Annotated in this window: 12 protein-coding genes; 6 read left to right on the plus strand and 6 right to left on the minus strand. The window is 62.5% G+C overall.

Annotation, left to right across the window (positions count from 1 at the left end):
- Positions 1–150: 150 nt before the first annotated feature.
- The 6 genes from ahcY to ACKODO_RS05535 form a co-directional block, all read right to left on the minus strand.
- Complete coding sequence (gene ahcY, locus ACKODO_RS05510) at positions 151–1,572, minus strand: adenosylhomocysteinase (RefSeq protein ID WP_408982449.1); 1,422 nt, start codon at positions 1,570–1,572, stop codon at positions 151–153.
- A gap of 183 nt (positions 1,573–1,755) precedes the next feature.
- Positions 1,756–2,073, minus strand: coding sequence for an HPr family phosphocarrier protein (locus ACKODO_RS05515; protein ID WP_408982450.1), 318 nt, complete (start codon positions 2,071–2,073; stop codon positions 1,756–1,758).
- A gap of 1 nt (position 2,074) precedes the next feature.
- Positions 2,075–2,476, minus strand: coding sequence for a PTS sugar transporter subunit IIA (locus ACKODO_RS05520; protein ID WP_408982451.1), 402 nt, complete (start codon positions 2,474–2,476; stop codon positions 2,075–2,077).
- A 142-nt stretch (positions 2,477–2,618) separates the two neighbouring features.
- Entirely contained in the window at positions 2,619–3,068 is a 450-nt protein-coding gene (locus tag ACKODO_RS05525) for an HPr kinase/phosphorylase (protein WP_408982452.1), read from the minus strand.
- A complete protein-coding gene (locus tag ACKODO_RS05530) occupies positions 3,065–4,861 on the minus strand; it encodes a stimulus-sensing domain-containing protein (RefSeq protein WP_408982453.1) in 1,797 nt (598 codons plus the stop codon). Before ACKODO_RS05530 ends, ACKODO_RS05525 begins: the two co-directional genes overlap by 4 nt.
- A 33-nt stretch (positions 4,862–4,894) precedes the next feature.
- Complete coding sequence (locus ACKODO_RS05535) at positions 4,895–5,593, minus strand: response regulator (RefSeq protein ID WP_408982454.1); 699 nt, start codon at positions 5,591–5,593, stop codon at positions 4,895–4,897.
- 208 nt (positions 5,594–5,801) lie between these two features.
- On the opposite strand from ACKODO_RS05535, the gene ACKODO_RS05540 reads away from it, so the two are divergent.
- From ACKODO_RS05540 to ACKODO_RS05565, 6 genes are all read left to right on the plus strand, one after another.
- The gene (locus tag ACKODO_RS05540; protein ID WP_408982455.1) at positions 5,802–6,578 is read left to right on the plus strand and encodes a HugZ family protein; all 777 of its coding nucleotides are present in this window, start codon (positions 5,802–5,804) and stop codon (positions 6,576–6,578) included.
- 193 nt (positions 6,579–6,771) lie between these two features.
- Entirely contained in the window at positions 6,772–8,382 is a 1,611-nt protein-coding gene (locus ACKODO_RS05545; RefSeq protein ID WP_408982456.1) for a phosphoenolpyruvate carboxykinase, read from the plus strand.
- Between the two features lie 567 nt (positions 8,383–8,949).
- Positions 8,950–10,365, plus strand: a complete 1,416-nt coding sequence (locus tag ACKODO_RS05550) for an exopolysaccharide biosynthesis polyprenyl glycosylphosphotransferase (RefSeq protein ID WP_408982457.1) — start codon at positions 8,950–8,952, stop codon at positions 10,363–10,365.
- A gap of 80 nt (positions 10,366–10,445) precedes the next feature.
- Positions 10,446–11,852 (plus strand): O-antigen ligase family protein, encoded by a 1,407-nt coding sequence (locus tag ACKODO_RS05555; RefSeq protein WP_408982458.1) that lies wholly within the window; start codon positions 10,446–10,448, stop codon positions 11,850–11,852.
- Between the two features lie 234 nt (positions 11,853–12,086).
- The gene (locus ACKODO_RS05560; RefSeq protein WP_408982459.1) at positions 12,087–12,572 is read left to right on the plus strand and encodes a hypothetical protein; all 486 of its coding nucleotides are present in this window, start codon (positions 12,087–12,089) and stop codon (positions 12,570–12,572) included.
- Positions 12,573–12,584: 12 nt separating this feature from the next.
- A partial coding sequence (locus tag ACKODO_RS05565) for a hypothetical protein (protein ID WP_408982460.1) occupies positions 12,585–12,810 on the plus strand: 226 nt, incomplete at its 3' end.

Genomic DNA, 12,810 nt, shown 5'->3' on the forward strand with positions numbered 1-12,810 from the left:
GCGAATCAATTTCAGCGCCCCAATGACGGGCACTTTAAGCAGGAGGAGAGTCCGGCTGGAAGAGGTTAGCAAACAATTAACGCGCCCGTTTTGAGGCGGGCGCGTCGAGAAATTTTTTCATGGTCTCACGCTGCGGGAGCCAGCGCGGGATCAATAGCGGTAATGATCCGGCTTGTAGGGGCCCTGCTCCGGAACGCCGATGTAATCGGCCTGTTCCTTCGACATCCTCGTGAGCTTGACACCAAGCTTCTCGAGGTGGAGCGCCGCGACCTTCTCGTCGAGGAATTTCGGCAGGGTGTAGACCTTGTTCTGGTACTTGCCGTTACCACGGTTCTGCCAGAGTTCGATCTGCGCGAGCGTCTGGTTCGAGAAGGACGAGGACATCACGAAAGAGGGATGACCCATCGCGTTGCCGAGGTTCACGAGGCGCCCCTCCGACAGCAGGATGATGCGGTTACCCTTCGGAAACTCGATCTCGTCCACCTGCGGCTTGATATTCGTCCACTTGAAGTTCTTCAGGCCCGAAACCTGGATCTCGTTGTCGAAGTGGCCGATATTGCAGACGATGGCGCGATCCTTCATCTGCCGCATGTGGTCAACGGTGATGATGTCCTTGTTGCCGGTGGCGGTGACATAGATGTCGGCGCGTGGCAGCGCATCCTCGATGGTTGCCACTTCATAGCCTTCCATCGCAGCCTGAAGCGCGCAGATCGGATCGACTTCCGAAACAATCACGCGGGCGCCCGCCTGGCGCAGCGAAGCCGACGAGCCCTTGCCCACATCGCCGAAGCCCGCGACGAAGGCGACCTTGCCGGCCATCATTACGTCTGTGCCGCGGCGCAGTGCGTCCACGAGCGATTCACGGCAGCCATAGAGGTTGTCGAATTTCGACTTCGTGACCGAGTCGTTCACGTTGATTGCCGGGAACAGGAGCTTGCCCTCTTCCGCGAGCTTGTAGAGGCGATGCACGCCCGTGGTGGTTTCTTCCGAAACGCCGCGGATCGACTTCGCGACCTCCGCGAACCAGCCCTTCGGCTTTACGGCGAGGAGCTTCTTGATGAGGTTGAAGAAGATCACTTCCTCTTCCGAACCCGGCTTCTCCAGGAAGGCCACATCGCCCTGTTCGGCCCTGAGGCCGTAATGCACGAGCATGGTGGCATCGCCGCCATCATCGAGGATCATGTTTGGCACAAGGGTTTCGCCGTTCTTCGCGCCCTGCCAGTCGAAGAGCTTGGCGGTGAATTCCCAATACTCTTCCAGTGTCTCTCCCTTGTAGGCGAAGACCGGGATGCCCGCAGCCGCGATGGCCGCAGCGGCATGGTCCTGCGTGGAGAAAATGTTGCACGACACCCAGCGCACTTCCGCGCCAAGCGCGACGAGGGTCTCGATCAGCACGGCGGTCTGGATGGTCATGTGCAGCGAACCGGCGATGCGCGCGCCCTTCAGCGGCTGCTGCGGGCCGTATTCCACGCGGATGGCCATCAGGCCCGGCATTTCGGTTTCGGCGAGTTCGATTTCCTTGCGACCGAAGGCGGCCAGGCCCATGTCGCGGACGAAGTAATCGTGTTGCATCGAAGTTCCTCGGATGACGGCGCGAAAACCGCGCACGACGCGCCGCAGGCCCCTGCCCGCGCGCGGCCAGGGGCCCTATAGCAGAGCCTCGAAGGCTAGGCAATAAAGACATAAAGATTTCTTTATATGCCTTGAGCCGGCTATTCCTTGAGCCGGTCTTGGGCGGGCGATTCGCGCTTGCCTTTATTCATCCTCGCCGAAGCGGCTCGCCAGCAGGGCGGAGAGCGCGTCGAGCGCTTCGCGCGCCTGCGCGCCAGTGGCCTGCACCGTGATGGTCGTGCCCTGCGCCGCCGCGAGCGTCAGCAGGCCCATGATGGAGGTGCCGCCGACCGTCTCCCCGCAGCGCGTGACGCTCACCTCGGCATCGAACTTCTCGCAGCACTGCACGAACTTCGCGGAGGCGCGGGCATGCAGCCCCTTCCGATTGATCACCGGCAATTCCCGTGCGAGCGCCCCGGCGATGACCGGCGGCGGCGGACAGGGAAGCTCGGTGCCGTCCATCTTATTTTCCTGCGAGGATGTGGCTGGCGACATTGATGTATTTGCGACCGGCATCCTGCGCCTGAACCACCACTTCCGCAAGCGGCAGGCTTTCGCGCACTTTCGCGAGCTTTACCAGCATGGGCAGGTTGATGCCGGCGACGACCTCGACATTCTCGCCGTTCATCGCCGAAATCGCAAGGTTGGACGGCGTGCCGCCGAACATATCCGTCAGCACCACGACGCCCGAGCCGGTATCGACATCATGGATGGCGCCGATGATCTCCTGCCGGCGCGCATCCATGTCGTCATCCGGCCCGATGCAGACCACCGCGAGCTGGGTTTGCTTGCCGACCACATGTTCCATTGCCGCGCGAAACTCCGTCGCGAGCTGGCCGTGGCTGACCAAAACCAATCCGATCATTCAAGATCCTGACTGTTCGCCTGAGCCGTTACGCGGATATCGCCCGCGCCCGGAATGTCGCTTCGCCAGCGCCTGGCCCAGCCAGAGGGACTGGAGGGGACAGAAGCCGCGAAGGCGGCCGCACGAGCGGCAATCTGCTCATTTATGGTGTCAGCGCCGCAACAACAAGAGGAAACAAGCGTTGCGCCTGCGGTTGTTCCCCGGTCGTGATGCGGTTGAGGAACAATCCCGGCAACCGCTCCACCGAGTTCCGTGCCGGTTCGGCCGGCCCGGCGGGGTCCAGCGCGATCTCCAGCAGCAGCTGCGCCTCCGGCCGATGCGGGACCGGCAGGATACCCGTGCCGCGCCGCTCGATCAGCCCGGCAATCGCCGGATGGGGCAGCACGAGTATATGTCCTTCCTCGGCCACGAGGCCAACGCGATCATCACCCACGAGCGCACTCGGCAAGCCATGCGCGATCCCCTCCGCGATGAGCGCCTCGGCCAGATGCGATTTTCCGGCCCGGGACCGCCCGGAAATCAGCAATCCGACATCGCCGATCACCAGAGCGGTGGCATGAACATAGAGGGGATCGCTTCGCGTGCCCTTCATCGGGCGCCCGTGAAGGCGGGCAGGGTGACGATGAAGCGGGCGCCGCCGCTGGCACCCTCGGCGCCCGGCCGGTTCTCGGCCCGCAACGTGCCGCCATGCGCCTCCACGATCTGCCGGGAAATGGCGAGGCCCAGGCCGGAATGCTGCCCGAATCCCTGATCCGGCCGGTCCGTGTAGAAGCGCTCGAAGATGCGCTCGAGCGCGTGATCGGGAATCCCCGGCCCCTCGTCCTCGACCACCACCTCCACCCTTCCGCCCCGCCGCCGGGCCGTGACGGTAACCACGCCACCGGGCGGAGAGAACGAGAGCGCATTCTCGATGAGATTGTCGAAGACCTGCACCAGCCGGTTGTCATGCCCACGCACCATCAGGCCGCGCGCGGGCCTTTCCTCGGGCACGAGCACCAGCTCCACGCGATGCTGGCCCTCGTCGGCCACCTCCTGCCGCATATCCACATGGGTGCGCAGCAGGGCCCCGATATCGACCGGCTCGGCCTCGCTGCGCTGCAATTCGGCATCGAGGCGGGAGGCATCCGAAATGTCGGTGATGAGGCGGTCCAGGCGCTTCACGTCGTGCAGGATGACGGCGAGCAGACGCTCCCGGCTTTCCGGGTTGCGGGCCAGCGGCAGCGTCTCCACCGCGCTGCGGAGGGATGTCAGCGGGTTCTTCAACTCGTGGCTCACATCCGCCGCGAAACGCTCGATCGCATCGATGCGGTGGTAGAGCACGTTCGTCATCTCGCGCAGCGACAGCGACAGCTGCCCGATCTCATCCGAACGATCGGAGAAATCGGGGATCTCGTGGCGGGCACGAATGCCGCGGCGAACGCGATCCGCCGCTTCCGAAAGCTTGCGCACGGGCTCGGCGATGGTCCCCGCGAGCATGGCCGAGAGTAGCAGCATCACGACCGCGGCGATCAGGAAGACGGTCACGAAATCGCTCCGCTCCTCGGCGATGATGCGATCGACGTCGCCCTCCTGCGTCGAGAGCAGCAGGACGCCGCGCACATGCCCCGCCTGCTGGATCGGCGCTGCCGCATAAACCAGCGTCTGGCCCTCCGTGGACACACGCACGACCGAACTCGCGAGGCCCTGCAGGGCCCGCTGGACTTCCTGGAACTGGCGGGGGCCGGGGCCCTCTTCCGGCGGGGAAAGGTCGACGCGGCCGAAGCGCTGCTTCACGGTGTTCCAGGTGCGCGAGAAGAGGGTCTGCTCCTCATCGCTCGCGGCCGGCGCGGTTGTCGTATCTCCCAGAGTGCCGGGCGCATAGAAAGCGCGCGTATCGAGCAGCGGGAATCCATCTGAATCGAAGATGCGGGCCCGCGTCCGCGTTGGCGCAACCAGCCGCTTCAGGATGGGCGCGGCCCGCGCCGGGTTGATCGAGAACTCGAACCAAGGCGCAGCCGGCACTTCGCGCGGGAGGCCCTCGTTCAATTGCTGCTGGAGGAACTTGTCGGGATCGAAAGCCCCGGTATCGTTCTCTGTGGTGAGAGCACCGGCTACCGCTCCGGCGATGAGTTCGGCCTGAAGCGAGAGCGATTGGCTGCGGGCATCGATCACCCCGAGCCGGGTCTGGTTCATCCAGAGGAACCCCAGGAACAAGGCCGCGAGCCCCGCGAGATTGAGGATCGCGATCCGCCGCGTCAGGCTCGACGAGAACCGCCGCGCCACCGTGAGCCGCGCGCGGAACGTGAAGCGCCGGAGGATGCCGCGCAGGCGCAGCAACAAAGTCGGCGGGTCGATCGACGCCGCCGACGCTTCCAATCGGGAATCCGGACGCTTCCGGTCGAGCATCAGCCTCCCTCGGATCAGGCGTTTTGGCCGGCCTTACGCTTCCTTGAAGCGGTAGCCGACGCCGTAGAGGGTTTCGATCATATCGAAATCGTCATCGACAAGCTTGAACTTCTTGCGCAGGCGCTTGATGTGGCTGTCGATGGTGCGGTCATCCACATAGACCTGGTCGTCATAGGCCGCATCCATCAGGGCGTTGCGGCTGCGCACCACGCCGGGGCGCTGGGCCAGGCACTGGAGAATGAGGAACTCGGTTACCGTCAGCGTCACCGGATCGCCCTTCCAGGTGCAGGCATGGCGCTCGGGGTCCATTTTCAGGTTGCCACGTTCCAGAGCCTTCGCATCCGAGTCCTTGCTCGCGGGCAAATCCTTGGCGCCGGCACGGCGCAGGATGGCCTTGACGCGCTCGACCAGCAGGCGCTGGGAGAACGGCTTCCGGATGAAATCATCCGCCCCCATCTTGAGACCGAACAATTCGTCGATCTCGTCATCCTTGGAGGTGAGGAAGATCACCGGCAGGTCCGATTTCTGGCGCAGGCGGCGCAGCAGTTCCATGCCATCCATGCGCGGCATCTTGATGTCGAAGATGGCGAGATCGGGCGGGTTCTGCTTCAGCCCATCAATCGCGGAGGCACCATCCGTGTAGGTCTGGATGCGGAAGCCCTCGTTCTCGAGCGCGATCGAGACGGAAGTGAGGATGTTGCGGTCGTCATCGACCAGCGCAATCGTCGGCATAATCGTTTTTTCCTGTCACAGGCGCGGCGGGAAGACCTCGCCATCATCGAACCTGTAGGTCAGATGGGGTCGAATTGCTCCAAATTCCAGAGGAAAATCAGACCCAATTGTGACAAAAGCGACGGAGGCCCGGAATTTCTTGCCACCGGCCCACGAAAAGCGATGGTATCGCACAAGAGATGACGCACCATGGAGCATTGATGCCGTCATGACGACCTCGCCTGTCGACATCCCCCGCGATCCGCGCCAGCCGGCGGATTTCGACCCCGTCGCGCTGGGGCGCCACCTGTTGCGCGCGATCCGCGTCGGCGCTTTGGGCACCCTTGATTCCGCCTCGGGCTTTCCCATCACGACGCTGACATCGGTTGCAACCGATCTCGATGGCGCGCCGATCCTGCTTGTCTCGGGCCTGTCGCATCACACGAGGAACCTCAAGGCCGATCCGCGCTGCTCGCTGCTTCTCGGCGAGGGCGGGCGCGGCGATCCCCTCGCCCATCCACGCCTGACGCTGGTGGCGGAGGCGAGGCTGACCGAAGACCCGGTGATCCGCCGGCGCTTCCTCGCGCGGCACCCGAAGGCCAGGCTCTATGTCGATTTCCCGGATTTCGCCTTCTACCGGCTCGAACCGATCCGCATGCTGCTCAATGGCGGCTTCGCGCGCGCCTTCGATGGCGAGGCGAGCCATATCCTCTCGCCGCTTGAGGACCGCGCAGCTTATGCCGAACTGGAGGAGGGTGCCGTGGACCACATGAACGAGGACCATGCCGAAACCCTCGAACTCTATGCCCGCCTGCTCTGCAAGATGCCGGGCGGCGCCTGGCGTGCCACCGGCCTCGACCCCCATGGTCTCGACCTCGGGCTGAATGATCGCACGGCCCGCATCGCTTTCAATCCGCCGATCCAGGATGGCACCGCCTTGCGGAAAGCACTGAAGCAAATGGCGGAGATGGCGCGGGCCGCTGAACGCAAAGACCCGAATGTCTGAATGTATTGCTACTGAAATATGTTTTTTTACTACAAAGACAATCCGCGGCATTTCGGATCTCTTTTGTCGAAGATTGACCTTGTTTGTTAGGAAAAACGCCAGAGAGGCGTTGCAACAGCGGCATTTCGGTTCTAATCGCTCGCGCAATTTCCCCTTTCGGTAGTCCCGCAGTCACTGAGGAAGGACCTCGACCATGAATGTGATCGGCCGCTTCAACCCGACGCTTGGCCCCAACACCTTTGGCTTCGAGACCCCCGCGGGCTTTTTCCTGAACCTGGAAGCGCCGCAGCTCTATGAAGAGGCCCTTGCCCGCCGCGAGGCGCGCGTGACGTCGGGCGGCGCTTTGCTCGCCGATACGGGCCAGCACACCGGCCGTTCGCCGAAGGACAAGTTCGTTGTCCGCGACGCCTCGACCGAGAACCAGGTGTGGTGGGACAACAATAACGCGCTTTCGCCCGAGGCTTTCGCGACCCTGCTGGCGGATTTCAGGGCGCACGCCAAGGGCAAGGAACTTTTCGCGCAGGACCTTTATGGCGGCGCGGACCCCGCGAACCGCGTGAAGGTGCGGGTCTATACTGAATATGCCTGGCACTCGCTCTTCATCCGCAACCTGCTGATCCGCCCGGAGGCGCATGATCTCGCGAATTTCCTGCCGGAAATGACGATCGTGGATCTTCCCTCCTTCAAGGCGGACCCTAAGCGCCATGGCTGCCGCACCGAGACGATCATCGCGGTGGATTTTGCCTCCAAGACCGTGCTGATCGGCGGCACTTCCTATGCCGGCGAGATGAAGAAGAGCGTTTTCACTTATCTTAACTACGCGCTCCCCAGTGTCGGCGTGATGCCCATGCATTGCTCGGCGAATGTCGGCCCGGCGGGGGATTCGGCCGTGTTCTTCGGCCTTTCCGGCACCGGCAAGACCACCCTTTCGGCCGACCCCACCCGCACGCTGATCGGGGATGACGAGCATGGCTGGTCGAAGGCCGGCATCTTCAATTTCGAGGGCGGCTGCTACGCCAAGACCATCCGCCTCTCGGCCGAGGCCGAGCCGGAGATCTACGCGACAACCCAACGCTTCGGTACGGTGCTCGAGAACGTCGTGGTCGACCCGAACAACCGCCAGCCGGATTTCGACGATGGCTCGAAGACGGAGAATACCCGCTGCGCCTATCCGCTGCATTTCATCCCGAATGCCTCGGAAACCGGCCGTGCTGGCCACCCCAAGAACATCGTGATGCTGACCTGCGATGCCTTCGGCGTGCTGCCGCCCATCGCGAAGCTCACGCCGGCGGAGGCGATGTATCACTTCCTCTCGGGCTACACGGCGAAAGTCGCGGGGACCGAGAAGGGCGTGACGGAGCCGGAAGCGGTGTTCTCCACCTGCTTCGGCGCGCCGTTCATGCCGCGCCACCCGGCGGAATACGGCAACCTCTTGCGCGATCTCATCGCGAAGCACCATGTCGATTGCTGGCTCGTGAATACGGGCTGGACTGGTGGTTCCTTTGGCACGGGCCGGCGCATGCCGATCCGCGTGACGCGCCGTCTGCTCTCGGCCGCGCTCGATGGCAGCCTCGCCAAGGCCGATTTTCGCCGCGACCCCTATTTCGGCTTCGCGGTGCCGTCGAGCGTGCCGGGCGTCGAGCCGCACATCCTCTATCCGGTCAAGACCTGGCAGGACAAGGCCGCCTTCGCCAACACCGCCAAAAGGCTCGTCAGCATGTTCGAGGCGAATTTCAAGCGCTTCGAGGCACATGTGGATGCGGATGTGAAGAACGCCGCCCCGAAGAACCAGATGGCCGCCTGATCGGGGAATGCGCGGGAAAAGGGGAACAAGTTTTTCCGCCCGCGCATGGGCGTTGATCTCGCCATGGCACATCCCGGCGCTTCGCATGGAGAATGCCATCCGGAATCCGCCGATGGCCCAGTGGCCGACGGGCGTTCTGCCTGCGGTTCCTGCACAGGAACGGCGCCAGGAATGCCCATGCCGCCCCGCTCTCGAGCCGCGAAAGATTGCAGCCTCCTGAGGGCTCATGGCATCGCCTCGATGCCGATTGAGATTGAAAACACCTGCAAATGGCTGGCGCAAAACGGCCCTGCTGAAATCCGGTAAATCCTCGAACAGCCACCCGGGCGTGTCTATCGGCGCCCGGTTCCGCCAGCCGCCGGAGCCCAATGAGCCTGTTCCTCCGCATTGGCAAGTGACGCCTACAATCCAACCATATCTGCCAATAATGTCCCCTTTCGCGCACAAAAAAACCGCCTGTTGACGCATGGTGCACTGCAAAAATGCATTGACAGGGAGGTGCTGAATTCTCATTGTGCCATTAAAGAATTCTTTACATATTGAAGTTGCGTAGTCGGGGAGCCGACCATGTATTTGGAAGTAGCGTATGGGTTTGCTGGTATCCGGAGGCGGCTGGCCAAGCGCCTTTCCCCTTTCACCGAGTTCCCCCTCCTGCGCCGCCGGCCTGGCCTTCTCGCATTTTTCGAATTCTTGCTGATCATCCTCGCCTGGATGGCATTTGGCTTCCTGACGCAATCGGGCAGCCATTGGCTTTCGGCTGACCCATGGAGCTTCGGCCTGTCTGGTCTGTTCTGGGGTTCTTCCTTCACGCTGATGGGCCTTTTCGATTTCAGTTATCGCGCGGCTTTGCTGCGGTCGGGCTTGCGGGTGAAGCGCGCGCTTCTGAGCTGGCTGCTTGCCTGGGCCCTTCTCGTCACGCTTGCTGCTCTCCTGCATCCTGCCGACGCCACTGTGCGTGTGCTTGCGCTGACCGCGTTCCTTCTTTTCCTGCCGGTTGTTCTGGCTGTGCGCCACCAGGTCATCCGGCTCTTCTGCATGTTGCCAGGCCTGGCCCGGCGCGAGCGTATCGGCCTCCTGCAGATTGGCGATGGGGAAGGGGTGACCAGCGATCATGGCAGCCGCCACCGCCTCGTTCATGCCCTGAAGCTGACGGCTGCCGAATGCCTCGAACTCCCCCATTGGAAGGTTCAGGATTTCATCGCACAGGCATTGAGCGCCGATGCCAATCGTTTCCTCGTCACGGCGAGCCGTGGCGATACGCCAAAGATCGACAACCTCATTCCGAGGTTTCGTGACCAGCCCAAGCCCGCGACATTCATCCTCGACAGCGCTTCGCGCTTGCTTTCGGTCCGCCGGGGTCAAGGCGAGGTTGGCGGCGTCACCAGTCCTGCCGCGCATGATTTCGTCAAGCGTTTGCTCGATGTCGTGGTTGCCACGAGTGCAATCTTCTTCCTTCTGCCGGTGCTCGCGCTGGTCGCGCTCGCCGTGTGCGTGAGTTCGCCCGGCCCCATCATCTTCCGCCAGTCACGCAATGGCCTCCACGGCCGTGAATTCACGATCTACAAGTTCCGCTCCATGCGTGTGGAGGAAAACGGTGACAATGTGCGGCAGGCGACACGCAATGATGACCGTGTGACGGCTGTCGGCCGCTTCATCCGGAGGACCAGTCTTGATGAGCTTCCCCAGCTCTTCAACGTTCTCATGGGAGATATGTCGCTGGTCGGGCCGCGACCGCATGCGATCGCGCATGACCGGCAATATCGCAAGCTGATCCCCGGCTACACCCGCCGCTGGGCTGCTAAACCGGGCATTACGGGGCAGGCACAGATTTCCGGCCTGCGTGGGGAAACCCCCGAGGTCTCGATGATGGCGGCGCGCATCGAGCAGGACATCTGGTACGTGAAGAACTGGTCGCTGATGCTGGACATCAAGATCCTGTTCGCGACGCTGGTCTGCCTCATCCGCCACCGCGACATCTACTGAGAGGTGCCCCTTCGGCCGATTGCGTGACAGGCGTGCAGTGATGCAGAGCGGCTTGCAGGCCGGCAATCCTTCAGGCAAGGGTGTTTTCCCATGAATGGGGCTTCCTGTTGGATGCTCCTGAAGCCGGCTTTGCGCGTGCGGGAGTGACGCCATTGCTTGACGAGGCAGGTTCAACCACTGCCGGCGGATTGACGATTCGGCGGCCGGAGTTGTTTCGGCCACCGCAAGATTATCTGTATTTCATCAACGCTGCTCTCTTCGCCATCACGATCTTTCTGTCGATCGCCCTGGTGAAATTCGGGCCGCCCGGCCTGCCCTTGCGCGCGCTGACGGCCACTCTCATCCTGATCACCACATTCGCGGCGAGCCCCTGGATTTTCGGACAGGCCGTGCGCGCCGCGCTCCCGATCCTCGTCGTGATCCTTGTTTGTGCGCTGATTGCCCTGCTTTCGAGCACCCTGAACGCCTCGCCACCGGAAGTGATCCTCCGCCAATTACTGGAAATCCATGTCCAGGCGGCCATCGGCACGGTGGTGGGAGCTTGCCTCTTGCGCACCTGCGGCGCCGGCGTCGTGGTCAAGATCCTGGCCATGGGCGTTGCACTCACCGTGATCGTGGCCTTTTTCCAGTTTCTCGGCGTTTCGCCGGCCTGGGCGCTGCGCGAATTTCTGGATCGCATCCAGCCGGCGGATCTCAACCCCGATAGCATCTTCCTGACCATGCGCATGCGGGCCATGGGCCTATCCTACAGCCCGGTCCATGTGGGAACCCAGATCTGCCTCGCCTTTGCCGGCTGGGCCGCCTATGTCCTCGCGAGACTCGGGGCTGCGGCGAAAGAGCAGCTGAGCTGGCTCATCCTGGCGGGAGCGGTTTGCGTGCTCTTCGCGAGCCTGATCAGCGGAAACAGGTCGCCGATCCTCGGGATTGTCGTCTTCTGCATCGGCTATCTCTTTCTGGTGCGGCCGGCGATCGCCATCCTGCTGGCTCTTGCGATGGTGCCATCACTCTTCATCATTGATGATATCATGCAGGATCTGGCTGAAGCCGGCCTGCGTGTGGCGCGGACGGATGATGGCTCCTCCAGCAACCGGGGGGTCTTGCGGGCCTTCGGGTTCATGCTTTTCTTCGATCGTCCCTATGGCTATGGCCTTTCTTTCAACAGCGTCGAACACTGGTCCCATTATTGGGAGAAGCTGAAGAATTATCCAAATCCAATGGCGATCCAGCTGCACGCACTTCACAATTATTACATGATGATTCTCAACAAATATGGTGGTCTCATTCTATTTGTATTTGCCTATGTGGTGGTGCTGCTGGTCAAGAACCCGATAGCACTCCTCTGCCTGACGCCCTACATCATTCATATCTTTTTTCACAATGATGGACCGCTGCAGGCGGACTTCCTTATCTGGTACATGTTGCCGTCCCTGATCTACCTTACCGGGCTCTCCGAGCGCGGTTTGTCCCAGGGCCGCCCCCGAGGTTAAGGCGAGCGGCATCAATCTGTCGGCTCCGGGCCGCGCTGATTGCTGATTCCACTGTTTGGATCCCGCCCTGTGGCTTCCGGACCACAGTCCTTTTGCCCAGTGGACTAGTCCATCCCTCAGGTTGCTCCCGGGAAACGTGGCTGCGCCTTCCCGCTGTCGCTCGATGCGAATTCGGATGCCGGCGGAGGCGATATTGCGCTCGGCATCGCGCCGCTGCCGTTTCTGCGTGTCGGCGTGCTCGGCGGCTTCGGCGTTGGAAACAACGCCTACCAGTTCGTTGGCGTTCCGGCGGCGCCTGTGGGCGCGGACAGCTCCGGCTACCGCTTCGGCGGGTTTGTGGGCGCATCCTATCCCGTGGGGCCGGTGCTGCTTTCGCTCTATACGACCGTCATCACCATTCGCAACCGGCAATGTTATGGTCCGTCCAACTCCACGCCTGTGGCGCATTTCGGCTCCACGATCGGCCTGCTGCATCTCAACGCAATGTACAACATCACCGCGCGCCTGCGCCTGAATCCCGGCAGCGTGCTGAACCAGGTGTTCTCGGAGAAGATCGCCCCGGCCGAGCGCGGGCTCGATCGCAGCTGGTTCACGCTGCAATCGGGCCTGACCTACCAGCTGAACGACCGCTGGGAAATCTCGATCAAGGGCCTGACCTGGCTCTCGAACCAGCGGATGCGTTACAGCCGGGCCTCCATCGGCGCCGCCTACCGGTTCTGAGGAGCGGTCACGATGCCCAAGCGGATACCTTTTCTCCCCCCGATCATGGCAGCAGCCGGGTTGCTCGCCGCACTGGTTGCGCTGCCCGCCTGCACAAATGTCGATCCTGGCGTCCTTCAGGGCGCTCTCCATTCGCATTTCGGCAAGAACTCAGAGGAGCGGAAGGCGGATCTTGAGTTGATTGCCAAGAACGAGGACGGGGTCGGCCAGGCAATTTTCAATACGGCGCTTGGCGATA

Origin of the sequence: Rhabdaerophilum sp. (assembly GCF_046092605.1) — a bacterium.
In the GTDB taxonomy this organism is placed as follows: Bacteria; Pseudomonadota; Alphaproteobacteria; order Rhizobiales; family Beijerinckiaceae; genus Rhabdaerophilum.

Excerpts from the sequence above, each read along its gene's own strand:
- ACKODO_RS05540 (WP_408982455.1), top strand. The coding sequence starts at position 5,802 with ATGACGACCTCGCCTGTCGACATCCCCCGCGATCCGCGCCAGCCGGCG.
- ACKODO_RS05525 (WP_408982452.1), bottom strand. The coding sequence starts at position 3,068 with ATGAAGGGCACGCGAAGCGATCCCCTCTATGTTCATGCCACCGCTCTG.
- ACKODO_RS05545 (WP_408982456.1), top strand. The coding sequence starts at position 6,772 with ATGAATGTGATCGGCCGCTTCAACCCGACGCTTGGCCCCAACACCTTT.
- ACKODO_RS05520 (WP_408982451.1), bottom strand. The coding sequence starts at position 2,476 with ATGATCGGATTGGTTTTGGTCAGCCACGGCCAGCTCGCGACGGAGTTT.
- ACKODO_RS05530 (WP_408982453.1), bottom strand. The coding sequence starts at position 4,861 with ATGCTCGACCGGAAGCGTCCGGATTCCCGATTGGAAGCGTCGGCGGCG.
- ACKODO_RS05515 (WP_408982450.1), bottom strand. The coding sequence starts at position 2,073 with ATGGACGGCACCGAGCTTCCCTGTCCGCCGCCGCCGGTCATCGCCGGG.
- ACKODO_RS05535 (WP_408982454.1), bottom strand. The coding sequence starts at position 5,593 with ATGCCGACGATTGCGCTGGTCGATGACGACCGCAACATCCTCACTTCC.
- ahcY (WP_408982449.1), bottom strand. The coding sequence starts at position 1,572 with ATGCAACACGATTACTTCGTCCGCGACATGGGCCTGGCCGCCTTCGGT.
- ACKODO_RS05550 (WP_408982457.1), top strand. The coding sequence starts at position 8,950 with ATGTATTTGGAAGTAGCGTATGGGTTTGCTGGTATCCGGAGGCGGCTG.